The 24,947-nt window shown below is 72.8% G+C and carries 22 protein-coding genes; 5 read left to right on the top strand and 17 right to left on the bottom strand.

What is annotated here, in order from left to right:
- Together ACIGA3_RS17460 and pdhA (ACIGA3_RS17465) are read right to left on the bottom strand one after the other, a co-directional pair.
- Positions 1-978, bottom strand: a complete 978-nt coding sequence (locus ACIGA3_RS17460; protein ID WP_399716103.1) for an alpha-ketoacid dehydrogenase subunit beta — start codon at positions 976-978, stop codon at positions 1-3.
- 1 nt (position 979) lies between these two features.
- On the bottom strand, positions 980-2,170 hold the full coding sequence (gene pdhA / locus ACIGA3_RS17465; protein ID WP_399716106.1) for a pyruvate dehydrogenase (acetyl-transferring) E1 component subunit alpha: 1,191 nt from the start codon (positions 2,168-2,170) through the stop codon (positions 980-982).
- 493 nt (positions 2,171-2,663) lie between these two features.
- Here pdhA (ACIGA3_RS17465) and ACIGA3_RS17470 point away from each other — a divergent pair, with 493 nt between their 5' ends.
- A complete protein-coding gene (locus ACIGA3_RS17470; RefSeq protein WP_399716108.1) occupies positions 2,664-3,707 on the top strand; it encodes a phosphotransferase in 1,044 nt (347 codons plus the stop codon).
- A 66-nt stretch (positions 3,708-3,773) separates the two neighbouring features.
- Here ACIGA3_RS17470 and ACIGA3_RS17475 read toward each other — a convergent pair whose 3' ends face one another.
- Positions 3,774-5,423, bottom strand: coding sequence for a protein kinase (locus ACIGA3_RS17475; protein ID WP_399716111.1), 1,650 nt, complete (start codon positions 5,421-5,423; stop codon positions 3,774-3,776).
- Between the two features lie 360 nt (positions 5,424-5,783).
- Between ACIGA3_RS17475 and ACIGA3_RS17480 the strand changes: the two genes are divergently transcribed.
- Positions 5,784-7,382, top strand: coding sequence for a protein kinase (locus tag ACIGA3_RS17480; RefSeq protein ID WP_399716113.1), 1,599 nt, complete (start codon positions 5,784-5,786; stop codon positions 7,380-7,382).
- Between the two features lie 25 nt (positions 7,383-7,407).
- On the opposite strand, the gene ACIGA3_RS17485 is transcribed toward ACIGA3_RS17480, so the two are convergent.
- Positions 7,408-7,830 (bottom strand): hypothetical protein, encoded by a 423-nt coding sequence (locus tag ACIGA3_RS17485; RefSeq protein ID WP_399716116.1) that lies wholly within the window; start codon positions 7,828-7,830, stop codon positions 7,408-7,410.
- 176 nt (positions 7,831-8,006) lie between these two features.
- On the bottom strand, positions 8,007-8,546 hold the full coding sequence (locus ACIGA3_RS17490; protein ID WP_399716119.1) for a bacterial proteasome activator family protein: 540 nt from the start codon (positions 8,544-8,546) through the stop codon (positions 8,007-8,009).
- Between the two features lie 216 nt (positions 8,547-8,762).
- On the opposite strand from ACIGA3_RS17490, the gene ACIGA3_RS17495 reads away from it, so the two are divergent.
- The gene (locus ACIGA3_RS17495) at positions 8,763-9,275 is read left to right on the top strand and encodes a hypothetical protein (protein WP_399716122.1); all 513 of its coding nucleotides are present in this window, start codon (positions 8,763-8,765) and stop codon (positions 9,273-9,275) included.
- A 14-nt stretch (positions 9,276-9,289) separates the two neighbouring features.
- Here ACIGA3_RS17495 and ACIGA3_RS17500 read toward each other — a convergent pair whose 3' ends face one another.
- The 7 genes from ACIGA3_RS17500 to pdhA (ACIGA3_RS17530) all read right to left on the bottom strand — a co-directional run bounded on the left by ACIGA3_RS17500 (position 9,290) and on the right by pdhA (ACIGA3_RS17530) (position 17,333).
- Positions 9,290-10,270 (bottom strand): NAD(P)H-quinone oxidoreductase, encoded by a 981-nt coding sequence (locus tag ACIGA3_RS17500; protein WP_399716125.1) that lies wholly within the window; start codon positions 10,268-10,270, stop codon positions 9,290-9,292.
- A gap of 46 nt (positions 10,271-10,316) precedes the next feature.
- Positions 10,317-11,414 (bottom strand): potassium channel family protein, encoded by a 1,098-nt coding sequence (locus tag ACIGA3_RS17505; RefSeq protein WP_399716128.1) that lies wholly within the window; start codon positions 11,412-11,414, stop codon positions 10,317-10,319.
- Entirely contained in the window at positions 11,411-12,841 is a 1,431-nt protein-coding gene (locus ACIGA3_RS17510; protein ID WP_399716130.1) for a molybdopterin molybdotransferase MoeA, read from the bottom strand. Before ACIGA3_RS17510 ends, ACIGA3_RS17505 begins: the two co-directional genes overlap by 4 nt.
- A complete protein-coding gene (locus ACIGA3_RS17515) occupies positions 12,838-13,773 on the bottom strand; it encodes an NTP transferase domain-containing protein (RefSeq protein WP_399716131.1) in 936 nt (311 codons plus the stop codon). The genes ACIGA3_RS17510 and ACIGA3_RS17515 overlap by 4 nt, the downstream gene beginning before the upstream one ends.
- An 88-nt stretch (positions 13,774-13,861) precedes the next feature.
- Positions 13,862-15,187 (bottom strand): dihydrolipoamide acetyltransferase family protein, encoded by a 1,326-nt coding sequence (locus ACIGA3_RS17520; RefSeq protein ID WP_399716133.1) that lies wholly within the window; start codon positions 15,185-15,187, stop codon positions 13,862-13,864.
- On the bottom strand, positions 15,187-16,191 hold the full coding sequence (locus ACIGA3_RS17525) for an alpha-ketoacid dehydrogenase subunit beta (RefSeq protein ID WP_399716136.1): 1,005 nt from the start codon (positions 16,189-16,191) through the stop codon (positions 15,187-15,189). The genes ACIGA3_RS17520 and ACIGA3_RS17525 overlap by 1 nt, the downstream gene beginning before the upstream one ends.
- Positions 16,188-17,333, bottom strand: coding sequence for a pyruvate dehydrogenase (acetyl-transferring) E1 component subunit alpha (gene pdhA / locus ACIGA3_RS17530; RefSeq protein ID WP_399716139.1), 1,146 nt, complete (start codon positions 17,331-17,333; stop codon positions 16,188-16,190). The genes ACIGA3_RS17525 and pdhA (ACIGA3_RS17530) overlap by 4 nt, the downstream gene beginning before the upstream one ends.
- Before the next feature lie 175 nt (positions 17,334-17,508).
- Here pdhA (ACIGA3_RS17530) and ACIGA3_RS17535 point away from each other — a divergent pair, with 175 nt between their 5' ends.
- Positions 17,509-18,009: an Lrp/AsnC family transcriptional regulator gene (locus ACIGA3_RS17535; RefSeq protein WP_399716141.1), complete on the top strand. Its 501-nt coding sequence runs from the start codon at positions 17,509-17,511 to the stop codon at positions 18,007-18,009.
- A 15-nt stretch (positions 18,010-18,024) separates the two neighbouring features.
- On the opposite strand, the gene ACIGA3_RS17540 is transcribed toward ACIGA3_RS17535, so the two are convergent.
- A complete protein-coding gene (locus ACIGA3_RS17540; protein ID WP_399716142.1) occupies positions 18,025-18,612 on the bottom strand; it encodes a TetR/AcrR family transcriptional regulator in 588 nt (195 codons plus the stop codon).
- Positions 18,609-20,123: a 3-hydroxyacyl-CoA dehydrogenase gene (locus ACIGA3_RS17545; RefSeq protein WP_399716144.1), complete on the bottom strand. Its 1,515-nt coding sequence runs from the start codon at positions 20,121-20,123 to the stop codon at positions 18,609-18,611. The genes ACIGA3_RS17540 and ACIGA3_RS17545 overlap by 4 nt, the downstream gene beginning before the upstream one ends.
- A gap of 212 nt (positions 20,124-20,335) precedes the next feature.
- Between ACIGA3_RS17545 and paaN the strand changes: the two genes are divergently transcribed.
- Entirely contained in the window at positions 20,336-22,027 is a 1,692-nt protein-coding gene (paaN, locus tag ACIGA3_RS17550) for a phenylacetic acid degradation protein PaaN (RefSeq protein ID WP_399716147.1), read from the top strand.
- Between the two features lie 8 nt (positions 22,028-22,035).
- Here paaN and ACIGA3_RS17555 read toward each other — a convergent pair whose 3' ends face one another.
- Genes ACIGA3_RS17555 through ACIGA3_RS17565 form a run of 3 tightly spaced genes read right to left on the bottom strand, consistent with a single transcriptional unit; the run spans position 22,036 to position 24,826 of the window.
- The gene (locus ACIGA3_RS17555) at positions 22,036-22,776 is read right to left on the bottom strand and encodes a TrmH family RNA methyltransferase (RefSeq protein ID WP_399716149.1); all 741 of its coding nucleotides are present in this window, start codon (positions 22,774-22,776) and stop codon (positions 22,036-22,038) included.
- Entirely contained in the window at positions 22,773-23,987 is a 1,215-nt protein-coding gene (locus ACIGA3_RS17560) for an HTTM domain-containing protein (protein WP_399716152.1), read from the bottom strand. The genes ACIGA3_RS17555 and ACIGA3_RS17560 overlap by 4 nt, the downstream gene beginning before the upstream one ends.
- On the bottom strand, positions 23,984-24,826 hold the full coding sequence (locus ACIGA3_RS17565) for a DUF5819 family protein (protein WP_399716155.1): 843 nt from the start codon (positions 24,824-24,826) through the stop codon (positions 23,984-23,986). Before ACIGA3_RS17565 ends, ACIGA3_RS17560 begins: the two co-directional genes overlap by 4 nt.
- Positions 24,827-24,947 lie beyond the last annotated feature (121 nt).

Below are 24,947 nucleotides of genomic sequence, written 5' to 3' on the forward strand. Positions count from 1 at the left end.
TCAGTACGCAAGGGCGCGGTCGACGGCGTCGAGCACCCGGTCCAGACCCGGCAGATACTCGTCCTCCAGGCGCGCCGGCGGGTACGGGGCGTGATAGCCGCCGACCCGGAGCACCGGCGCCTCCAGGTGGTAGAAGCACCGCTCGGTGATCCGCGCGGCGATCTCCGCGCCGGAGCCGAAGAACACCGGCGCCTCGTGGACCACCACGAGACGGCGGGTCTTCTCGACCGAGGTCTGGATGGTGTCGAAGTCCAGCGGGGACACCGAGCGGAGGTCGAGGACCTCCAGGGACCTGCCCTCCTCGGCGGCCGCGTCGGCGACCTGCTTGCAGAGCTTGACCATCGGGCCGTACGCGGCCAGCGTCAGGTCGGTGCCCTCGCGGACCACGCTCGCCTTGTGCAGCGGGCCGGGGATCAGCTCGGGGTCGACCTCGCCCTTGTCCCAGTAGCGCCGCTTGGGCTCGAAGTAGATCACCGGGTCGTCGCTCTGGATGGCCTGCTGCATCATCCAGTAGGCGTCCGAGGGGTTGGACGGGCTGACGATCTTCAGACCGGCCACATGCGCGAACAGCGCCTCGGGGGACTCGGAGTGGTGCTCCACCGCGCCGATGCCGCCGCCGTAGGGGATGCGGATGACGACGGGCATCTTGACCTTGCCCAGCGAGCGGGCGTGCATCTTCGCCAGCTGGGTGACGATCTGGTCGTACGCCGGGAAGACGAAGCCGTCGAACTGGATCTCCACCACCGGGCGGTAGCCGCGCAGGGCCAGACCGATCGCGGTGCCGACGATGCCGGACTCGGCGAGCGGGGTGTCGATGACCCGCTCCTCGCCGAAGTCCTTCTGGAGACCGTCGGTCACCCGGAAGACACCGCCGAGCTTGCCGACGTCCTCGCCCATGACCAGGACCTTGGGGTCCGTCTCCAGGGCGCGCCGCAGCGACTCGTTGATCGCCTTGGCCAGAGCCATTTTCTCGGCCATGTCAGTTGCCCCCTTCCGCGTCCGCGAACGACGCCTGGTAGGCGGCGAACTGGGCGCGCTCCTCGTCGACGAGCGCGTGCCCGTCCGCGTACACGTTCTCGAAGATGGCGAACCGGTCCGGGTCGGGCATGGCGCGGACCGCTTCGCGCACTCGTTTGCCCAACGTCTCGGACTCGGCCTCCAGTTCCTCGAAGAATCCCTCGTCCGTGTGGTTTGCGGCCTCCAGGAACCGGCGCAGGCGCAGGATCGGGTCCTTCGCCTCCCAGGCGACGCGCTCGTCGTCGTGCCGGTAGCGCGTGGGGTCGTCGGAGGTGGTGTGGGCGCCCATCCGGTAGGTGAACGCCTCGACCAGGGTCGGGCCCTCGCCGTTGCGGGCGCGCTCCAGCGCCCAGCGGGTCACGGCGAGACAGGCCAGCACGTCGTTGCCGTCGACCCGGACGCCGGGGAAGCCGTAGCCCTGGGCGCGCTGGTAGAGCGGGACGCGGGTCTGCTTCTCGGTGGGCTCGGAGATCGCCCACTGGTTGTTCTGGCAGAAGAACACGACCGGGGCGTTGTAGACCGCGGAGAAGGTGAAGGACTCCGCCACGTCGCCCTGGCTGGACGCGCCGTCGCCGAAGTAGGCGATCACGGCCGAGTCCGCGCCGTCCTTGGCCACGCCCATCGCGTAGCCGGTGGCATGCAGCGTCTGCGAGCCGATGACGATCGTGTACAGGTGGAAGTTGTTGCCGTTCGGGTCCCAGCCGCCGTTGTTCACACCCCGGAACATGCCGAGCAGGTTGGCCGGGTCGACCCCGCGGCACCAGGCGACGCCGTGCTCGCGGTAGGTCGGGAAGACGTAGTCGTCCTCGCGGGTGGCGCGGCCGGAGCCGATCTGGGCGGCCTCCTGGCCCAGCAGCGACGCCCACAGGCCCAGCTCGCCCTGGCGCTGCAGGGCGGTCGCCTCGGCGTCGAAGCGGCGGGTGAGCACCATGTCGCGGTACAGGCCGCGCAGCTCATCGGGGGTGATCCCGGCGACGTAAGCGTCGAACTCGGCGTTCTTGACCCGCTTGCCCTCCGGCGTCAGCAGCTGCACCAGCTCCGGCTCGGTGCCCTGCTTCGCGGTGCTGCGGGTGCTGCGCCTGGTGCCGGCGGTACCGGCCTTGCCTGCGGCGCTGCGTCGCGGCTTGCGCGCGGCACTGCTCTCCACGGTCACGTGTGCTCCTCCGTCGTTCCGGCCCACGGGGTTGCCGGTGAGCCTGGGTTCCCCCTTGCTCGGTCGGAGCCGGGGGGAGCGGCCACCTCTTCTCGACCACCGGGCACGGGGTGGGTGCCGCTCGGCCGGGAACAGGCGTGACAGGTGCCCCGGCGAGCGCCTGCGGCTTTTAACGTTACCCAGTGCTCCACATTTCTGTGAAACCCCACCTGACCTGCGATTTTGCTTGGATTTCCAAGTAAATCGACACAGCCCGGAAGTTCGCTGGTCACAGCCTTGCAGGAGGCCGGAGCAACGGCACGTTATCCCGCGCACCCAGCTCAAAGGAAGAGTCCCGGCGCGTCACCGGGGGCCGTCGTCGATTTCTTTCGCGCGTCTCGCGAATTGCGCTTCGAAGTTCACCGGGACACCCGGAGTGACCGAATGCGACCGCTGGCGACTGCCTGTGATAAGCCCCAGCTCACGGGGGCTTTCCGTGCCCTAGCATCGGCGCGTGCAGCGCCTTCGTGTACCACCTGTCGTGCCCCACGCGCCCCCGCTCGGCGCCTTGTTACCCCTGTACGGAGCCGGTACGGCCCTCGCCTGCGAACCGGTCGACCAGGGGCTGCTCAACCGGGGCTACCGGGTGCGCACCACGCGGGGCCGCTACTTCCTCAAGCACCATTTCGACCCCGACACCGCCGACCCCGACGCCATCGAGCGCCGCCATCTCGCCACCCAGCGCCTCGCCGAGGTCGGCGTCCCGGTCGCCCCGCCGCTCACCCACCGCGAGGGCCGCACGGTCGCCGTCGTCGGCGGCCACGCCTACGCCCTGCACCCCTGGATCGACGGCGGTCATCTGCACGGCGGCCAGCTCACCCGCTCCGAGAGCGCGCGCCTGGGCGCGCTGCTGGGCGCCGTGCACGCCTGCCTGGAGCGCGTGATGCCCCCCAAGGGACGCACCCGCCCGGCCACCAGCCCGCACCCGGTGGAGAGCGCCGACCCGGCCGACACCTTCGCCCTCATCGACGACCTGCTCGGCCACGTCCACCGCCACAAGCCGGCCGACGCCTTCGACGACCTGGCCCGCCACCGCCTGCTGGAACGCCGGTCCCTGCTGGAGCAGCACACCCACCGGCGTCCGCCGCGCGGCGGCCCGGTGGGCTGGGTGCACGGCGACTTCCACCCGTTCAACCTGCTCTACCGGGGCGGCACCCCCGCCGCCATCGTCGACTGGGACCGCCTCGGGGTGCAGCCCCGCGCCGAGGAGGCCGTACGCGCCGCCGCGATCTTCTTCGTACGGCCCGCGGGGATGCTGGACCTGCCCAAGGCGCGGGCGTACGCGCGGGCGTACCGGCGCGCGGCCCGCGCCACCCCCTCGGAGCTGGCGGCGGCCGTGCACCGGGTGTGGTGGGAGCGCCTGAACGACTTCTGGATGCTGCGCTGGCACTACGAGCGCGGTGACACCCGCGCCGACTGCCAGTTCCCGGCCGCCTCCGCGCTCGCGGTGTGGTGGACACGGGAGTACGACGCGGTGTGCGACGCCTTCACGAGCTGAGCCGCTTCGGCGCGGTCAGCCGACAGGCCCGTCCGGGCCCGTTCCGGGGGCCGGCGTCGTCGGCCTTCAAGTGCCGTTCTGGCCGCCCGCGTCCGCGCCGGCCGCCGCACCGGCGTCCGCACCGCCGGCGCCGGCCGTGGTGCCCTGGTCGGTGCCGCCCGCGTTGCCCGTGCCGGCCGTGGTGCCCGCGTCCGTACCGGTGCCGCCTGCCGCGTCGCCTGTGGCGGGCGGCGAGGTCTGCGGGTCGGTCGGCGGCTGGCTGGTCTGCTGGTCGGTCGGGTCTTCCGACGGCTCGGCCGTGCCGGGGTCGGTCGGCCGGTAGGACGGGGTGTAGTCCGAGCCGCCGTTGCTCCAGCCCGAGCCGCCGCCCTGCGTGGCCGGGTTGTCCGTCGGCTCGTTCGTGGTGTCGTCGGACGGCGTCTCGGACGCGTTGTCGTCCTTGTGCGTCTGGGAGTGGCTCGGGGACGGCTTGTCGCTGGGCGTACCGTCGCCGCCGCCGTGGTTCAGCGCGAGCGCGACGCCGGCCACGACCGCCACCACCGCGAGCGCGGCCAGCACCCACAGCTTGCCCTTGCCGCTGCCCCGGTTGCCGTGGCCCTCGAAGCCGCTGTCGTCGCCGCCCCGGTATCCGCCGGGCAGGATCGGCTGCGGGATCTGCGTGGTGCCGCCGCCGTAGCCGCCGGACTGGGGCATCACGGTGGTGCCCGCGTAGCCGCCGGGCGGGGTCGGCGCGCCCGCGGAGGCGTCCACCGGGCCGGTGTTCCAGGTGCCGGAGTGGGCACCCTGGTCGTACAGCATCTGCAGGCCGTACTGGATCAGGCCGCGCATCTCCTCGGCCGTCTGGAAGCGGTCGTCCGGCTCCTTGGCGAGGGAGCGCATGACCAGGCCGTCCAGCTCGGGCGGGCAGCCGGCGGTGACCTGCGAGGGCGGGACGGGCATGTCCTGGACGTGCTGGTAGACCACCGACAGCGGGGTCTCACCGGTGAACGGGGGCCGCAGGGCGAGGAGTTCGTAGAGCAGGCAGCCGGTCGCGTACAGGTCGGAGCGGTGGTCGACGGCCTTGCCGAGCGCCTGCTCCGGGGAGAGGTACTGCGGGGTGCCCATGACCATGCCGGTCTGGGTCATCGTCGTGGAGGCGCCGTGCAGGGCGCGGGCGATGCCGAAGTCCATCACCTTCACCGCGCCGTTGTCGGTGATGATGACGTTGGCGGGCTTGATGTCGCGGTGCACGATGCCGTGCTGGTGCGAGTAGGCGAGCGCGTCCAGCACGCCGGAGACGATGATCAGGGCCTGCTCGGGGCCCGGTGCGTCGGCTTCGAGCAGCAGCTCGCGGATGGTGCGGCCCTCGACCAGCTCCATCACGATGTACGGCACGGCCTGGCCGTTCGCCTGGTCCTCGCCGGAGTCGTACACGGCGACGATCGAGTGGTGGTTGAGCCCGGCCACCGACTGGGCCTCACGCGTGAAGCGGGCCTTGGAGGTGGGGTCCTCGGCGAGGTCGGCACGGAGCAGCTTGACCGCGACCGTGCGGCCCAGACGGACGTCCTCGGCCGCGAACACCTCGGCCATACCGCCCCGGCCGAGCCGGTGGGTGAGCCGGTAGCGGCCGTCGCCGACGAGCCCGCCGTTGCCCCAGTTCTCCGGCGCCTCCGCCATGCCACCGCCGGCCGACGCCTCGGGGTCGGACGGGCCTTGGGCGCCGTGCGTCTGTGCCATCGGTCCTCGCCGTCGTTTCTGCCCGCGGTGCGCGCGGTGTTATTACGGTCTCCGTCGGCCACGCTACAGCCTCGCCGGTGGCCGCCGGTCCCGATCCGGCACCGGGATGAGCCCAGGACGGACCGGCCATGAAACCCGCAGCACAGGCCCACGTGCAAATTCCGTGCACCGCTCGTACGCCTGCTGTAACGCTTCCGCGACGCTTCTTTCGCGTACGGTCACGGAACGGGCACCGGGCTTGACGTGTCCGTGCCCTCGGGCAGACTTGGCCGGGAATGACACATTCGATCAAGGCGTGTGCGCTGTGGCACGTCTTCCGGTCGATGACGGCTCCGACGGGCCAGTGGGGGACACGGAACGATGAGCCAGGACGGCGCACAGGGCGGCCGCTACACGGGGCGGGCACTCGCCGGTGGCCGCTACCAGCTCCACGACCTGCTCGGCGAGGGCGGCATGGCCTCCGTGCACCTGGCCTACGACTCGGTGCTGGACCGTCAGGTGGCGGTCAAGACGCTGCACACCGAGCTGGGCCGGGAGCAGGCGTTCCGCGAGCGGTTCCGTCGCGAGGCCCAGGCCGTGGCCAAGCTCACGCACACCAACATCGTCTCCGTCTTCGACACCGGCGAGGACGAAGCGGACGGCATGCCCTACATCGTCATGGAGTACGTGGAGGGCCGCCCGCTCGGCTCCGTGCTCGCCGACGACGTACGGCGGTTCGGCGCGATGCCCGCCGACAAGGCCCTGAAGATCACCGCGGATGTGCTGGCCGCGCTGGAGATCAGCCACGAGAAGGGGCTGGTCCACCGGGACATCAAGCCGGGCAACGTGATGACCACCAAGCGCGGTGTGGTCAAGGTGATGGACTTCGGCATCGCGCGGGCCATGCAGTCCGGGGTCACCTCCATGACGCAGACCGGCATGGTCGTCGGCACCCCGCAGTACCTCTCCCCCGAGCAGGCCCTCGGCCGGGGCGTGGACGCCCGCTCCGACCTGTACTCGGTCGGCATCATGCTGTTCCAGCTGGTCACCGGCCGGCTGCCGTTCGACGCGGACTCCCCGCTGGCCATCGCCTACGCGCACGTCCAGGAGGAGCCGGTCGCGCCCTCCTCGATCAACCGCGCGCTGCCCCCGGCGGTGGACGCCCTGGTGGCCCGCGCGCTGAAGAAGAACCCCAACGAACGCTTCCCCACCGCCGAGGCCATGCGCGAGGAGTGCCTGCGGGTGGCCGCCTCGCTCCAGCAGGCGGCGCCGAGCATCGTGCCGGGCGCGGGTCCGGCGCAGAGCGGCTCGGGCGTGGGCTCGGCGGTGTTCCCGCCGGTGGACCGGACGGCCCCGCAGCACCCCGGCCCGGTGCAGCAGCCGTACCAGCCGGCACCGAACCCCTACGGCACCCCGCCCCCGTCGTACGGCTACCCGCAGCAGGGCGGCTATCCGACGCCGCCGGTGTACGGCGGGCAGACGGCGCCCGCGTACGGCGCCCAGCCGCCGACGGCGGTGCCCTCCTCCGGCGGCGGCCGGAGCAACAAGCCGGTCCTCATCGGCTCGGTCGCGGTGGCCGCGGTGCTGATCGCGGGCCTGCTGATCGCACTCGACATGAACAAGAAGGACGACACCGAAAAGGGCGGCGGCTCCCCCAGCGCCTCCGCGTCCACGCACGCCTCCGGCTACCGGGGCCCGGACACCTCCCGGACGATCGACGACACCGAGTGCACCGAGCCGCAGGAGTCCTACGACGACGAGGACAAGGTCCGGCTGCCCGACTTCCGGTACAAGAACATCGACTCCGTGAAGGCGTGCTTCCAGGCCGCGAGCTGGCAGTACACGGTGAAGAAGGAAGACAACAACACCTGGGGCGACGGCACGGTCCTCGACCAGTTCCCCGCCCCCGGCACCGACGTCGACCCGAAGAACATGGGCGAGGTCTCGCTCAGCGTCTCCACCGGCGAGCCCCCTCAGTGACCGGAGGCCGGGAACCGGGCCGCCCTCAGGTGTAGGGGTTGGTCTTGATGCTGGAGGTGCAGATCTTCAGCAGGTCGTTGCCCTCGAAGAGGCCGACGTCGATACGGACCGCCGCGATGCCGTTGGTGTCGGAGGCGGAGGTGTCCCAGACCTGGTCGGCGCCGTTGCCGCCGTAGTTGTGGTGCCAGGGCCACGCCTGGAAGTCGCCGTTGTTGCGGATGGTGGACAGGCGGACGGCCGCGTGGTGCCCGTCGGCCGCGTTGTCGAGCGCACGCAGGCGCAGCGGGTCGACGCGGGTCTTGCTGACGAAGAAGCCGGTGTAGGCGCCGTAGGCACCGGTGACACCGCAGTTGCCGGTGACCATCGAATCGGCGGCCGCCGGGGTCGCCGCCGCCGGGACGGCCAGACAGGCCAGAGCGCCCGCGATGACGAGCGCGGAACGTCGCATCTGCACAAGGGGTCCTTTCCTGGAACCGGAAAGCCCAAAGGCTAGACAGATCACGGTTCTTGACCAACCGTCGGCACACGGCCTGTGACGGGGATCACCGGGCATGCGGCAGGGCCCGGCGGTCGTCCGCCGGGCCCTGCCGTCTCCCTGACCTGGGGCCTTCTCGCGCCAGGCGGCTACAGGTACGGGCCGCCCGAGCGGCCGCCGGTGTGCTGGTCCTCCGGGACCTCCGGAACCGCCCCCGGCGGCAGCGCGCGGCGCATCTGCTCCAGCTGGGCCCGCGCGGCCATCTGCTGGGCGAACAGCGTCGTCTGGATGCCGTGGAACAGGCCCTCCAGCCAGCCCACCAGCTGGGCCTGCGCGATCCGCAGCTCCGAGTCGCTCGGCGTCACCTCGTCCGTGAAGGGCAGCGACAGCCGCTCCAGTTCCTCCACCAGCTCCGGCGCCAGACCGTCCTCCAGCTCCTTGACCGAGCTGGCGTGGATCTCCTTCAGCCGCACCCGGCTCGCCTCGTCCAGCGGAGCGGCGCGCACCTCCTCCAGCAGCTGCTTGATCATGCTGCCGATCCGCATGACCTTCGCCGGCTGCTCGACCTGCTCCGTCACCGGAATCTCGCGGGAACCCTCGTCCGTGCCACCACCGAGCGCCATCCCGTCCTGACCCACGACGAGGATCGGGGGGTTCTCCGGCGACCGTTCGTTCCTCGGCATCTCCATGCCGTCATTCTCTAACACCCCACCACTCCATCACCGACGCACCCCCGCGCGCCGGTGATCCGGCACCCGGACCAGCACCCGCCCGGACCGACCCCCGACGGCCCAACCTGAAATGCCCGTTCCGCCATGAAATGTGAGGCTGGATTCCGTCTTTCCCTCGGCATTCCTCCGGAGGTCACCGACGTGACTCCATGGCTACGACTCACGCTCCGCCTCGTGCGGGTGCTGCTCGTCCTGGCGACAGCGGCCCCCGTGTGCGGCACCGCGACCGCGTACGGCGCGGAGAGCGCCCCGCCGGGTTCGCCCACGCCCTCGGGGCGCTCCTCCGCCCCCGCCGTACGGGCCCGGAACGCCGCCGACACCGCTTCGCCGTCCCCGACCGTCTCCAAGCCCGCGCGGGCCGGGAGCCAGGCCGGGGAGGGGCGGCTGCGGCCGGGACGCCCCGCGCGGCCGGACCCGGAGGAGCAGGCCCAGGACCCGGTGGGCAGCGGCACGCCCGCCACCGCGGCGGCCGCCTACCCGGAGGAGCCGGAGACCGCCGACAGCCCCGCCGCGCCCACCCCGACCGCCTCGGCGGCCACCGTCCCGGTCTCGCGGCCCGCCGCCGTCCGGCAGGGGGAGGGCACCTCGGCACGGGCGCCGCGGTTCCTCCCCCTGGGCAGCGGACTGGTCCTGCTCGGCCTGGGACTCGCCCTGGCCCTGGTGGGCCTGCGCATCCGCCGCACCTGACCGGCCGGGCGGGGTTACGGGGCGACCAGCAGCACCTTGCCGATGTGGCCGCTGCCCTCCACCACCCGGTGCGCCTCGGCCGCGTCCGTCATCGGCAACTCCCGGTCGACCACCGGACGTACGACGCCCGACGCGATCAACGGCCAGACATGCTCGCGCACGGCCGCCACGATGGCCGCCTTCTCGCTCAGCGGGCGGGCCCTGAGCGAGGTCGCGCTGACCGCGCCGCGCTTGCCCAGCAGCAGGCCGATGTTCAGCTCGCCCTTGGTGCCGCCCTGCATCCCGATGATCATCAGGCGCCCGTTGACCGCCAGCGTCTCCACGTTCCGGCCCAGGTACTTGGCGCCCATGTTGTCGAGGATGACATCGGCGCCCGCGCCGTCCGTGGCCCGCTCGATCTCGGTGACGAAGTCCTGGTCGCGGTAGTTGATCAGGATGTCCGCGCCCAGCTCGGCACAGAAGTCCAGCTTCTCCTTCGTCCCGGCGGTCACCGCCACCCGCGCACCGACGGCCTTGGCCAGCTGGATCGCCATGGTGCCGATACCGCTGGAACCACCGTGCACGAGCAGCAGCTCGCCGGGCCTGAGGTGGGCCAGCATGAAGACGTTGGACCACACCGTGCAGGCCACCTCGGGCAGCGCGGCCGCCTGCTTCAGGCCGATGCCCTCGGGCACCGGCAGCAACTGCCCGGCCGGGACGACGACCTTCTGCGCGTAGCCGCCGCCCGAGAGCAGCGCGCACACCTCGTCCCCGGCGGACCAGCCGGAGACACCGGGGCCCAGCTCGGTGATCCGGCCGGAGCACTCCAGACCGGGGTACGCGGAGGCACCGGGCGGCGGGTCGTAGAAGCCCTGGCGCTGCATGATGTCGGCGCGGTTGACGGCGGTGGCCACCACCTCGACCAGCACCTCGCCCTCGCCGGGCACCGGATCGGGCACCTCGGTCCAGGTCAGGTTCTCGGGCCCGCCGGGTTCGGAAATCGTGATCGCATACATGCCCGCGACGCTACTCCCCGACCGGACCGCGGCCCTGGTGGCCCGCTCAGTCGCTCGGCAGCGGACGCGCGTGCGGGGCGACATGCGCGGAGGGGGTGGCGCGGACGATGGTGATCAGCCGGTCGGTGAGCTGCAACTCACCGACGGCCGGATCGTCGTAGCCGAGCACTCGGTGGCCGCGTACGACGCTGACCACGAGGTCCTCCGCCTCGCGCGGGCTGCGGCCCACCTCGGCACGGACCACCGGGCGGTCCACGATGTCCAGGCCGCTGCCCTGCTGGATCAGGTCCTCCATCACCATGCCGGCGGCAGGGCTGAGCACGGACAGACCGAGCAGCCGGCCCGCCGCTCCGGAGCTGGTGATGACCGCGTCGGCGCCGGACTGCTTGAGCAGCGGGGCGTTCTCCTCCTCGCGGACGGCGGCCACGATCTTCGCGCCCCGGTTGAGCTGGCGCGCCGTCAGGGCGACCAGTACGGCGGTGTCGTCGCGCTGCGGGGCGATGATGATCTGCCGCGCCTTGTGCACCTCCGCGCGCCGCAGCACCTCGCTGCGGGTCGCGTCGCCGGTGACGCCCGCGTAGCCCTCGGCGGTGGCCGCCTCGATCGCCTTGGAACTGGGGTCGACCACGACGACCTGTTCCTTCTTCAGCCCGGTCGCGCAGACGGTCTGGATCGCCGACCGCCCCTTCGTGCCGAAGCCGATGACCACGGTGTGGTCGCGCAAGGTGGACCTCCAGCGATTGAGACGCCATTCCTCACGGGTGCGTTCGGTGAGGACCTCCAGCGTGGTGCCGACCAGGATGATCAGGAAGAGCACGCGCAGCGGGGTGATGACGAGGATGTTGATGAGCCGGGCACCGTCGCTGACCGGGGTGATGTCGCCGTACCCGGTGGTGGAGAGAGTGACCGTCGCGTAGTAGAACGCGTCGAGCAGGTCGACGGGGCCGTCGGAGTTGTCGTGGTAGCCGCTGCGGTCGGCATAGACGACGAACGCGGTGGCGACCAGCACCACCAGCGCCATCACCAGGCGCTTGGCGACCTGGCGTATGGGGCGTTCCACCGCCTTCCTCGGCAGCTTCACCCGCGAGGGCACCAGATGCTCGCCGGCCTGGCGGGCTATGGCGTCATGGCCCGGAAGTTTCACGTGAAACACACCCCGATTCCGGCCGTGGTCCACGGCAGGTCCAGCAGTTCCATTCCGGCGCCGGGCGGCGCGCCGCCCGGCGGGACGACGGCCAGCGCGTCGGCGGTGGCGATCCCGCGCAGCATGGCGGGGCCGCTGTAGTGCAGCGGTACGGCCCGCTCACCGCGCAGCACCACGGGGACGAGCCGGGTGTCGTGCGGATGCCCCTGCACCCCTTCCCTGAGCGGCGTCCGGTACGGCTCGGGCGCCGGGTGAGCGGCCAGCGCCCGCAGCAGGGGCTCGGCGAGCGTGATCAGTCCGGAGACGGCCGCGAGCGGGTTGCCGGGCAGCCCGACGAGGTGCTGGTCCGCCTTGGTACGGGCCAGCAGCATGGGATGGCCGGGGCGCACCGCGACGCCGTCGACGAGGAGTTCGGCGCCGATCCGGTCCAGCGTGGGGTGGACATGGTCCACGGGTCCGGCGGCGGTGCCCCCGGTGGTGACGATCAGGTCGGCGCGGGAGGTGGTGATCGCCCTGCGCAGCGCCTTGGCGTCGTCGCCGAGCCTGCGGACGGCGATGACCTCGGCGCCCAGCGCGCGCAGCCAGGGCGCCAGCATCGGGCCGAGCGCGTCCCGGATCAGCCCGTCGTGCGGCAGGCCCTCGGTGAGGAGTTCATCGCCCAGGACCAGGACTTCGGCGCGCGGGCGGGGGACGACGGTGACGGTGTCGTACCCGGCCGCGGCGGCGAGGCCCAGCACGGCCGGGGTGATCAGGGTGCCGGTGGGCAGCAGCTGGTCACCGCGACGGCACTCCTGGCCTCGCGGCCGGATGTCCTGGCCGTGGCTCGGCATGGGGGTCCCCCCTGCTCGAGCGGAGTCGAGAGCTTGGGGGATGGTGGCGTGCAGCCGGTCCTGGGGGCCGGTGCGGCCGTGCTCGCTGCGCAGGACGGCGGTGACTCCGGTGGGGATGCGGGCGCCGGTGGCGATCCGGACCGCCTCGCCGTCGGTGAGCGGCTCGGGGGGCGCGTGCCCGGCGAGCACACCGCCGTCGCGGATCTGCCAGGGTCCCGGTCCGGCGACGGCCCAGCCGTCCATCGCGGAGGTGTCGAAGGAGGGCAGGTCGCTGAGCGCGTCCAGGGGCGCGGCGAGGACCAGCCCGAGGGCGTCGCCGAGGGCGACGGAGACAGCGGGGCGCCGCGTGGCCTGGCGAGCGGCTCGGGCGGCGATCTCGCGGGCCCGGGGCCAGGGGGTGGCGCCCTCGTGGCCGTGCGGATGCGGGTGCCCGGGGTGCCCGGCCGGGCGGGCGGGCGCGTGGCCCGTCCGCCCGGCCGGGTCGGCCCGGTCGGTCCGGTCGGCCCTGGGCTCGCGGACGAGCGCCAGGGCGTCTTCTACGTCGAGGTCGTCGCCGTTTCCGGCGTGCGGCCCGGTGTGGGTGCCGGAGGCGGTCATCCGGCGTCCGGGGCGGACCCGCCCCCGCTGTGCTCGGCCTCCCAGCGGATGGCCAGGGCGGCGACCTTGGCCGACGCCTCGGCGATGGACTCGGCGTCGCCCTTGCCCTGGGCGGCGGCGTAGCCGACGAGGAAGGTGGTGAGCGGTGCGGCGGGGCGGGCCACGCCATGAGCGACGTCGCGGGCGACGTCGAGGAGGACGCGGGTGTCGACGTCGAGGTCGATGCCCAGCTCGTTCTTGACTGCGGTGATCCATTCGTTCAGCACGTGCCCATGCTCCCTGATCCGCGCCCTGGCGTGGGCGATGTCGTCCCAGGTGTCGCAGTCGAAGGAGGCGAGCGGGTCCGTGAGCCGGGTCAGGCGCAGGGCGGCGGTCAGCCGGCGCAGGGGCAGCCCGGTCAGACCGCCGTGCTCGGCGGCGAGGTCCGCGAGGGCGCCGCGCAGGGCGGCGGTGCGGTAGGCGGCCACGAGCGGCTGGTCGCGGCCGTCGTCGTCGGTGAGCAGCGCCCCGTCGGCACCGGTGTCCCGCAGGGCGGCCAGCAGCCGGTGCACGGTGTCGGCGCCGAGGAACGGCAGGTCGGCGGAGAGCACCACCGCGTGCTCGGCGGTGCTGAGCCGCAGCCCCGCGTCGAGAGCGGCGACGGGTCCGGCGCCGGGCGGCTCCTCCCGCGCCCAGCGCACCGGCCGGGCGGTGGACCGGGGGTCGGCCACGACGACGGTGGTGGCGGCGTCGGCGCAGGCGTCCAGCACCCGGTCGAGCAGTGCCCGGCCGCCGACCTGGACACCGGGCTTGTCGGCCCCGCCGAGCCGGCGCGCACCGCCCCCGGCCAGCACGACGGCGTCATAGGCGGTGCCGGTCGCCGGCGCCGGGCCGGACCCGCTGGACTCGGGGGATGCGGCCGGAGAGGGGCCGGCCGGGGCGTTGTCGGTCACCCTTCGAGTATGGCTGGTGCTTCCTTCGGGGCGGGCGCCGCCCGTCTCCCGGGCCGCCGCGTGGGAAGCGGGCGGCCCGGAACCCGTCTCACACCGTGCGCAGCAGTACGGCCGGCTGTTCCACGCAGTCCGCCACGTACCTGAGGAAGCCGCCCGCCGTGCCGCCGTCGCAGACCCGGTGGTCGAAGGTGAGCGAGAGCTGCACGACCTGGCGTACGGCCAGCTCGCCCTCGTGCACCCAGGGCTTGGGGACTATGCGGCCGACGCCGAGCATGGCCGCCTCGGGGTGGTTGATGATGGGGGTGGAGCCGTCGACGCCGAAGACGCCGTAGTTGTTCAGCGTGAAGGTACCGCCGGTGAGTTCCCCCGGTGTCAGCCGTCCGGCGCGGGCGGCCTCGGTGAGCCGGGCGAACTCGGCGGTCAGCGATTCGGCGTCCCGCGTGTGGGCGTCCCGGACGACCGGCACGACCAGCCCGCGTTCGGTCTGCGCGGCGAACCCCAGGTGCACACCCGGCAGTTGGACGACCTCACGGGCCTCGGTGTCGACGTAGGAGTTCAGCTCCGGGAACCGGGCGAGCGCGGCGGCGCAGACCCGGGCGAGCAGTGCGACCAGGGAGATCTTCGGGCCCCCGGCGGCGTTCATCGCGGCCCGGGCGCGCAGGAGTTCGGTCGCGTCGGCATCGACCCAGCAGGTGGCGTCCGGGATCTCCCGGCGGCTGCGGCTCAGCTTCTCGGCGACGGCCCCGCGCACGCCCTTGAGGGGGATACGGGTGCCTTCGGGGCGCGGGGCCGGGGTGAGGGTGGAGGTGGGGGCTTCCGTGGGCGCCGTGGCTTCGACGCGCAGGGCCGCCTCGACGTCCGCGCGCAGGATGAGGCCGTCCGGTCCGGTGCCGCGCAGTCCGCGCAGGTCCACGCCGTTGTCACGGGCGAGCTTGCGGACCAGGGGCGAGATGACGGGCACGGGGCCCTGCGGGGCGGGTGCCGTCGTCGGCACGAGTGCGGGCGCGGGCGCGGCCGGTGCGGCGCCGTTGGCCACGGTGACCTGCGCGCGCACCCGGCGACGGCGCCGCGCGGGCGCCTGTGTGCCGTAGCCGACCAGTACGTTCCCGGAGCCCTCGGCCTGGGCGGTGTGGTCCGGGCCGGTGTGGTCGGAGCCGGTGTGATCGGGGGAGCCGACCGCGACGGTGATCAGCGGTGCTCCCACGGGCAGTTCGGTGCCCTCCTCGCCGAAGCGGGCGGTGACCACGCCGCCGTAGGGGCAGGGCACCTCCACCATCGCCTTGGCCGTCTCGACCTCGACGACCGGCTGGTCGATGGCGACCACGTCGCCCACGGCCACCAGCCAGCGCACGATCTCCGCCTCGGTGAGCCCCTCGCCGAGGTCGGGCAGCTTGAACTCCAGTACCTGTGCCATCAGTTCTCCGCCTCCCACTGGAGACGGGCCACCGCGTCCAGCACGCGGTCGACACCGGGCAGGTGGTGCCGCTCCAGCATCGGCGGCGGATAGGGCAGGTCGAACCCGGCCACGCGCAGCACCGGCGCCTCCAGATGGTGGAAGCAGCGCTCGGTGATCCGGGCCGCGATCTCGCCGCCCGGCCCACCGAACCCGGTGGACTCGTGCACGACGACCGCGCGTCCGGTGCGCCGGACGGAGGCGCAGACCGTCTCGTCGTCGAAGGGCACCAACGAGCGCAGGTCGACGACCTCCAGGTCCCAGCCCTCCGCGCGGGCGGCCTCGGCCGCCTCCATGCACACCGGCAGGGAAGGCCCGTAGGTGATGAGGGTGGCGCTGCTGCCGGGTCGGCGGACCACCGCGCGCCCGATGGGCTCGACCTCGGTGGGGTGGTCGGCGTTCCAGGAGTCCTTGGACCAGTACAGCCGCTTGGGTTCCAGGAACACCACGGGGTCGTCGGAGGCGATGGCCTGCCGCAGCAGCCCGTAGGCGTCGGCGACGGTGGCCGGGGTGACGACATGCAGGCCGGGGGTGGCCATGTAGTACGCCTCGGAGGAGTCGCTGTGGTGCTCGACGCCGCCGATGCCGCCGCCGTAGGGGACGCGCACCGTGATCGGCAGGGGCATGCGGCCCCGCGTGCGGTTGCGCATCCGGGAGACATGGCTGATGAGCTGCTCGAACGCCGGGTAGGCGAAGGCGTCGAACTGCATCTCCACCACCGGCCGCAGGCCGTACATGGCCATGCCCACGGCGGCGCCGAGGATGCCCGCCTCGGCCAGCGGGGTGTCCGTGCAGCGGTCCTCGCCGAACTCGGCGGCGAGCCCGTCGGTGACACGGAAGACACCGCCGAGGGTGCCGACGTCCTCGCCCATGACATGGACGGCGGGGTCGGCGGCCATCGCGTCGCGCATCGCGCGGGTGAGGGCCTGTGCCATGGTGGCGGGCTTGACGGCGACGGTGGTCATCGCGGGTCGCCTTCCTGCTCGCCCTGCTCGGCGGCCAGCTCGGTCCGGAGCAGCGCGCGCTGTTCGCGCAGCTGCCCGGTGGGCTCGGAGTACACGTGGTCGAAGAGGTCCATCGGGTCGAGCCGGGGGTCCTGGTTCATGCGTTCGCGCAGGTCGGCGGCCATCGCCTCGGCGTCCTGCCGGACCGCGTCGATGGCGGCCTCGTCGAGCAGCCCGCGCGCGGTCAGCTCGCGCTCCAGGAGCTGGACGGGGTCGTGCCGCCGCCAGGTCTCGACCTCGTCGTCCTCGCGGTAGCGGGTGGCGTCGTCGGCGTTGGTGTGGGCCTCCACGCGGTAGGTCACCGCCTCGACCAGGGTCGGGCCGCCGCCCGCGCGGGCGTGCCGCACCGCGTCACTGAGCACCTCGTGCACGGCGGCCGCGTCATTGCCGTCGACCAGGCGGCCCGGCATGCCGTACCCGACCGCTTTGTGGGCGAGGGAGGGCGCGGCGGTCTGCTTGGCGAGCGGGACGGAGATGGCGAAGCCGTTGTTCTGCACGAGGAAGACGACCGGCGCCTGCCAGACGGCGGCGAAGTTCAGCGCCTCGTGGAAGTCGCCCTCGCTGGTGCCGCCGTCGCCGACCATGGCGAGCGCGACCACGTCGTCCCCCTTGAGGCGCGCTGCGTGCGCGAGACCCACGGCGTGCGGGAGCTGGGTGGCCAGCGGGGTGCTGAGGGGGGCGACGCGGTGGGTGTGCGGGTCGTAGCCGTTGTGCCAGTCCCCGCGCAGCAGGGTGAGGGTCTCCACCGGGTCGACGCCCCGGGCGACGACAGCGAGGGTGTCGCGGTAGCTCGGGAAGAGCCAGTCGCGCTCCTCCAGGGCCAGGGCGGCGGCGACCTCGCACGCCTCCTGGCCGGTGCTGGAGGGGTAGACCGCGAGCCGGCCCTGCTTGGTGAGCGCGGTGGCCTGCGTGTTGTAGCGGCGGCCGCGGACCAGCTGGGCGTAGAGCCGGCGCAGCAGGTCCGGGTCGGCCTTGGCGGCCGTGTCGGTGCCGAGAACGCGATAGGGCTCGGCGTCCGGCAGCAGCGGCGCGGGGTCCATGCGGGGCTGCCAGGCGGGCGGCGGCGATGGCCGATACGCGCCCCGCTGCTCCATGACCGTCATGACGGCACCTCCTCGTGGGACCGGCTACGAGAGGCGGGTCGGTTGCGACCCGTCTCACCTACCGATTGTTCGGTCGTCGGCGCATTTTGGCTACTGGCCCCCTCAGGCTGTGGACAAACGGTTTTGCACAGCCTGGAATGAATGCAGGACGTCCACGGCGATGAAGCGGGGGGACATGACGCCTGAACAAATGGCCCAGGCAACGGAGCCGGGTGGCGCACTGCCCCCGCCCCGACCGCTGGACGCCATAGATCAGGACATCCTGAAGATCCTCCAGGCGGACGGCCGTGCCTCCATACGCTCGGTCGCCGAGCGCGTCCACGTCTCCCGCGCCAACGCCTACGCGCGTATCAACCGGCTGGTCGAGGACGGGGTGATCCGGGGCTTCGGCGCCCGTGTCGACCACGAGCGGGCCGGGCACGGCACCTCGGCGTACATCACGCTGAACATCGTCCAGAACACCTGGCGCACGGTCCGCGAACAGCTGCGCCGCCTGCCCGGCGCATCCCACATGGCGCTGGTCGGCGGCGACTTCGACGTACTGCTGCTGGTGCACACTCCGGACAACAGGGCGCTGCGCGAGCTGGTGCTCACCCGGCTCCAGTCGATCCCCGAGGTGCTCGGCACCCGCACGCTGCTGGTGTTCGAGGAGGAGGACCTGGAGCCGGACGCGTGAAGCCGTGCGCGGGGCTCACTCCTTGCGCAGCCCCGCGAAGACCAGCCGCACCACCGCGTCGGCCACCTCGCGCCCGCTGGCCCCGCGCGTCTCGGGCCGGTACCACTCCACGACGGAGTTGATCATCCCGAAGACCAGCCGGGTCGCCAGCCGGACCTCCACGTCCCCGCGCACGTCCCCGTCCTCGGCGGCCGCCCGCAGCAGCTCCGCCACCCGGTGGTCGAAGTCCCGGCGCCGTTCCAGCGCCCACCGCTCCGCCTCGGTGTTGCCCCGCACGCGCAGCAGCAGCGTCACATAGGGCAGCTCGGATATGAGGACCTCGACCATGCGCCGTACGACATGCTCCAGCCGGTCCACCGGGCGGCCCACGCGCGCGTGCTCCTCGTCGAGGATGGCGAACAGCCCGTCCAGCGCCCGGCTGACGGCGCGGCGCAGCAGTTCCTCCTTGCCGCTGACGTGGTGGTAGATCGAGGACTTGGAGATGCCCGCGGCTCTGGAGAGGTGCTCCATGGAGGTGCCGTCGTAGCCGCGCTCGTTGAAGACCCCCACGGCGACCGAGAGCAGGGTCTCGGGGGTGTATGTGTCGCGCTTGGCGGTGGTCATGAGGTGCCCTCCCGCTTGTCGGTGGCGTACGCGTGGCGGTAGAGCGCGAGGGACGGCGCGTACCGGCCGGAGGGGTCGCGCAGATGAAGATCGTCCAGCAGTTCGTAGGCCCAGCCGCGGCCGAGCCTGCGGCTCCACTCGAAGGGCCCGAGGGGGTAGTTGACGCCCAGGCGCATCGCGGTGTCGATGTCCGCCTCGGTGGCCACGCCCTTGGCCACGGCGTCGTGCGCGAGGTCGACGATCCGGGCCACCGTACGGGCGACGATCATGCCGGGCACGTCACCGATGACGCTGACGTCCTTGCCGAGCGCCTGGAAGAGGCCGATGGCTTCGGCGAGGGTGCGCGAGGAGGTGTCCTGGGAGGCGGAGAGCGCGATCCGGGTGGCGGCGCGGTAGTCGAGGGCGAGGTCGAAGTAGACGACGTCCCGGAACTCCACGGCGGTCTGGCCGTCGGCGAGGACGAGTTGCCCGCCGCTGGGCAGGGCCAGCCGGCTGCCCTGGTCCTCGCCCTCCTCGTGGACGGGGATGCCCGCCTCGCGGATCAGCGGGAGCAGTCCGGCGGCCGGGCCGAGGTCGCCCTCTACGGTGACGTGCGCCGGGGGCTTCTCCTTCTCGGCGGTGTGCGGCTCGGGGCGCTCGGCGTCCTCGGCGTAGTCGAACCAGCCCTGCCCGCTCTTGCGGCCGAGCCGCCCGGACTCCACCAGGCGGCGCTGGGCGAGCGAGGGCGTGAAGCGGACGTCCTGGAAGAAGGAGTTCCACACCGAGTGGGTGACGGATTCGTTGACGTCCTGCCCGATGAGGTCGGTCAGTTCGAAGGCGCCCATGCGGAAACCGCCGCACTCGCGCAGGACCGCGTCGATGGTGGCCGGGTCGGCGCCCTGGGCCTCCAGCACGGCGAACGCCTCGGCGTAGAAGGGCCGGGCGATGCGGTTGACGATGAAGCCGGGGGTGTCCGCGCAGGCCACCGGGGTCTTCCCCCAGGCGCGGGCGGTCTCGTACGCGCGCGTGACCGACGTGACGTCGGTGGCGTACCCGGAGACGACCTCCACCAGGGGCAGCAGCGGGGCCGGGTTGAAGAAGTGCAGGCCCAGGAAGCGGCCGGGGGAGACCAGCGCGCCGCCGATGGCGGTCACCGACAGGGAGGAGGTGTTGGTGGCCAGCAGACAGTCGGCGGAGACGATGTCCTCCAGCTCCCGGAACAGCTCCTGCTTGACCTCCAGCCGCTCCAGCACGGCTTCCACGACCAGCGCGCAGTCGGCCAGGCCGGTGAGGTGCCCGACGGGCGTGAGCCGGGCGCGCGCCGCGTCCCGTTCGTCCGCGCCGAGCCGGCCCTTGGCCACGAGCCGGTCGAGGCGGGCGCCGATGGCCTCGGTGGCCTCCCGCGCCCGTCCGGGCACCGTGTCATGGAGCCGCACGGGGTGGCCGGCGGCCAGCGCGACCTGGGCGATGCCCTGGCCCATGGTGCCGGTGCCGACCACGGCCACGGGGCTGCTGAGGTCGATAGCTGTCATGTGCGCGATCCTCCCGCACGACGTTGTCCACAGATGCGGCGGACCCCCTTGTCCCGACCGATCGTTCGGTTACTCTAGCCCTGACCGCCCGCAGCCCACCACCGTCCGGCGGAAGGCTCCGCGAGCCGCGCCCGCCGCCACCCTGCCGTCTCTCCAAAACCCCAGGTCACGAACTCGACGACGAGTTCACGCAGACGAGGAGTTGGTCCCGGATGACCGCCCGACCGACCGCACACCAGCTGATCGCCAAGCACCGGCCCACACTCGATCAGGCCCTGGAAGCGATCCGCACCCGCGCGTACTGGTCCCCGCACCCCGAGCACCCCAAGGCGTACGGCGAGCACGGCAGCCTGGACGCCGGCGCGGGCAAGGCCGCCTTCGACGCGCTCCTCGGCACCCGTCTCGACCTGGACCAGCCCGGCACGGACGACTGGGTGGGCGGCGAGGTCTCGCCGTACGGCATCGAGCTGGGCGTGAGCTACCCGCACGCGGATCTCGACGTGCTGCTCCCCGCGATGCGCGCCGGGCAGGCGGCCTGGCGCGACGCGGGCGCGGAGACCCGCGCGGCGGTCTGTCTGGAGATCCTGAAGCGGATCAGCGACCGGACGCACGAGTTCGCGCACGCGGTCATGCACACCAGCGGCCAGGCGTTCATGATGGCGTTCCAGGCGGGCGGCCCGCACGCCCAGGACCGCGGCCTCGAGGCGGTGGCGTACGCGTTCGCGGAGCAGACCCGCACCCCCGGGACGGCGGAGTGGAGCAAGCCGCAGGGCAAGCGCGACCCGCTCACGCTGACCAAGAGCTTCACCCCGGTCCCGCGCGGCATCGCCCTGATGATCGGGTGCAACACCTTCCCGACGTGGAACGGCTATCCGGGCCTGTTCGCCTCCCTGGCCACCGGCAACGCGGTCCTGGTCAAGCCGCATCCGCGCGCGGTGCTGCCGCTCGCGCTCACCGTCCAGGTCGCGCGCGAGGTGCTGGCCGAGGCCGGGTTCGACCGCGACCTGGTCGCGCTGGCCGCCGAGCGGCCCGGCGAGGGCATCGCCAAGGCGCTCGCCACCCGCCCCGAGATCCGGATCATCGACTACACCGGCTCCACGGAGTTCGGCGACTGGCTGGAGGCCAACGCCCGCCAGGCACAGGTCTACACGGAGAAGGCCGGCGTCAACACGGTGATCGTGGAGTCCACCGACGACTACCAGGGCATGCTGGCCAACCTCGCCTTCTCGCTCTCCCTGTACAGCGGCCAGATGTGCACCACCCCGCAGAACCTGCTGATCCCGCGCGAGGGCATCAGCACGAACGAGGGCCACAAGTCCTTCGACGAGGTGACCACCGGCCTCGCCCGCGCCGTCGACGGCCTCCTCGGGGACGACGCCCGCGCGAACGCCCTGCTGGGCGCCATCGTCAACCCGGATGTGAAGGCCCGGCTGGAGGCCGCCGCCGACCTCGGCGAAGTCGCCCTGGCCTCCCGCGAGATCACCAACCCGGACTTCCCGGACGCGGTCGTGCGCACCCCCGTCATCGTGAAGCTGGACGGCACCAAGCCGGACGCCGAAGCCGCCTACCTCAGCGAGTGCTTCGGCCCGGTGTCCTTCGCCGTGGCCGTCGACTCGGTCGCCGACGCGGTGGAGCTGCTGCGGCGCACGATCCGCGAGCAGGGCGCGATGACGGTCGGCGCCCACACCATCGACCCGGAGGTCGCGCGGGCCATCGAGGAGGTCTGCCTGGAGGAGCCCGCCCAGCTGTCCCTGAACCTGACCGGCGGGGTGTACGTCAACCAGACCGCCGCCTTCTCCGACTTCCACGGCTCCGGCGGCAACCCGGCGGCGAACGCGGCCCTCACCGACGGCGCGTATGTCGCGAGCCGCTTCCGCGTGGTGGAGGTCCGCCGGGATTCGTAGGCCAGGGCTCAGGCGGCGCGCAGGCTCCAGTGGTACAGCGTCATGGCCACACTGGTGGCCAGGTTGTAGCTGGAGACCTGCGGCCGCATGGGCAGCGCCAGCAGCCGGTCGGCGCGGGCGCGCAGCGGCGCCGAGAGCCCGCTGCGCTCCGAGCCGAACGCCAGCACGGCGTCGTCGGGCAGCTCGACCCGCCGGATGTCGTCGCCCTCGGGGTCGAGGGCGAACAGCGGCCCGGCGGGCAGCTCCTCGACACCGAGCCGTTCCACGGCGGTGGCGAAGTGCAGCCCCGCCCCGCCCCGCACCACGGTGGGGTGCCAGGGGTCGAGGGTGCCGGTCGTGACGACCCCGGTCGCGCCGAACCCGGCGGCAAGCCGGATCACCGCGCCCGCGTTGCCGAGGTTGCGCGGCTCGTCCAGCACCACCACGGGGGCGGTGCGGGGCAGATGGGCCAGCGTCTTGAGGTTGGCCTCGCGGGCCGGCCTTACGGCGAGCGCGGCCACGCCGGTCGGGTGCGGGCGGGGCACCAGCGTGGCGTAGACCGCCTGGGGCACCTCCGTCAGCAGCGCGTCCAGCGTGTCCCTGACGTCCCCGGCGAGTTCGCCGGCGAGGGCGAGCGTGGCCTCGCGGTCGGTGGTGACCGCCACGGGCACCTCGGCCCCGAAGCGCAGCGCGTGCTTGAGGGCGTGGAAGCCGTCCAGGAGCACGGCGTCCCCGGCGCGCTCCCGCCAGCGGTTCAGGGGATCGGTCATGCCGTGAACCCTACGTGGCCCGCGGTGGACTCCTCCGGGGCGCGGGGCGGCGGCACCCGGCCCGTCCCGCCGCGTCGTATCAGCCATCCACGCGCGCGTGCGACCCAGCCGCCGAGCAGAAGCAGGAAGGCGGTGGGCAGGAAGACCGCGTCCGCCGTGATCATCGCCAGGGAGAAGAAGGGCAGTCCGAGGACGACGGCGATCACCGCGTGCTCGGTCATCATCAGCACCAGCAGGACGTTCTTCACCCGCCGGTTGAACAGGGTGAAGGGGAAGGCGACCTGCACCATGACCGTCCCGTAGGTCACGATCATCATGATGACGCCGCTGGCGGACATCAGGTCGGCGAGGGCGGGCCAGGGGGAGAAGTAGTCCAGGTGGAGCGGGTAGTAGACGGCGGTGCCGTCCTGCCAGCGCGAGCCCTGGATCTTGTACCAGCCGGCCGTGGCGTAGATCAGGCACGCCTCCGCCATGATCACGGCAAGGGCGGCGTTGTGCAGCACGTTCGCCAGCACGTCGAGCAGCATCCGGGGCTGCGGCGACCGCGCCCAGCGGCCCGCGGCCCACCACAGGCCGAGCCCGGCCCACGCCGTCCACAGCAGCGCGGGCACCAGCCAGCCGCCGTCGAAGCGGCCGGTCAGCGCGGCCGTGACCAGCACCGCGCCGGAGAGAGTCCACAACACCGGACCCACCCGGTCGGCGGGAACACGCTCCCCACGCGCGCGTGCCGCCTCCGCGCGCTCCGCCCGGCGCGCGTCCAGCGACCACACCTGGCCGCAGCGGGTGAACACCAGGTAGAGGGACATCAGATGCAGCACGTTGTCGCCGCCGTCCCCCATGAACACGCTGCGGTTCTGGAGCGACAGCACCCCCACCATGAACAACGCGGCGGCGGTACGGGTGCGCCAGCCGACCAGCAGCGCGGCACTGGCCAGGACCGCCAGGAGGTAGCAGACCTCGAACCACAGCCGCCCGTCGGACCACATCAGCACCGTGAAGGCGTGGTTGTCGGCGATCAGCTGATGGGCCAGGTTCCAGCTCCAGGGGCCGGCCGGGCCGTACAGCTCCTGGCGGTGCGGGAACTCGCGCAGCAGGAACAGCAGCCAGGTCCCGGCGAATCCGATACGGATCACGGCACTCTGGTACGGGCCGAGGGCCGAGCCGGTGACGCGTTCGACACCGCGGGCGAAGGTCTGGGAGAGCCGGTTCATCGCGCACCCGCCTCGGTCTCGTCACCGGTCACCGTCCACCAGGGCAGCACCCGGAAGACGGGATTGGCGGACACCCTCTCCCGGCTCCACTCGGGCGGCGGCACATTGACGGTGCGGGAGCGCACCTGCACGCGCTGGAGCGTCCCGGCGCGGCCGATCGCCTCGTCCCGCCGCAGGCGCAGCACCACGATCCGGCGCACGTACTGCTCGGAGAGCGCCCCGCGCACACCCACGGGCCGGTTGTCCGTGCCGTGGGTGGTGCCGAGGAAGTCCCAGGCGCGGCGCAGTTCGTTCTGCTGGGTGTGGCTGGGCAGCAGGTTGCCGTCGATGGCGGCGCCGTCCTGCGCGGACAGGTCGGTCCAGCCGGTGGTGCGCAGGTCACCGCCCTCGGTCCGGACCTGGGCGCGCACCTGTACGGCGACGTTCTGCTGCAACGGGTTCGGCGCGAACAGCTTCCAGTTCTGCTCGAACTCCGGGTACACCCACGCCTCCACCGCCTTGCCGTGCCGCTTGCTCACGGTGTTCGCGGGCGCGAGGCTGAAGAACACCATGCCCAGGTGCACCGCGGCGACGGCCGCCACGACCGCGAGCGCGCTCCCCGCCACGACCCGGTAGCGGGGCGACAGCGCGGCCAGTCCGGCGCTCGGCGCCGGTTCCGGTGCGGGGGCAGCGGGGTCAGCGGGGTCAGCGGGGTCAGCGGGGTCAGCCGCCACGGTCGCCCCACCTGGTCCGCTGCCTTCGGGCGGTCCGCCGGGGCCGTCGAGGGCCCCCGCGCGACGCGCTCCGGCCGACCCGTCCGGCCCGTCCGGGCCCTTCGAGTCCTCGTCGTACGCGTCCATTCCGCCCCGTCCCCCGCTTCCGCTCCGTCGACGACGCGCCCGTCACAGGCGCCCCCTGATCCTCGGACGCCTTTGCTTCCACTTGGCACCCGCACGGAACGGTACTCAGCCCCACCCTCCC

The organism is Streptomyces sp. NPDC085596, from assembly GCF_044541565.1.
Classification (GTDB): Bacteria; Actinomycetota; Actinomycetes; order Streptomycetales; family Streptomycetaceae; genus Streptomyces.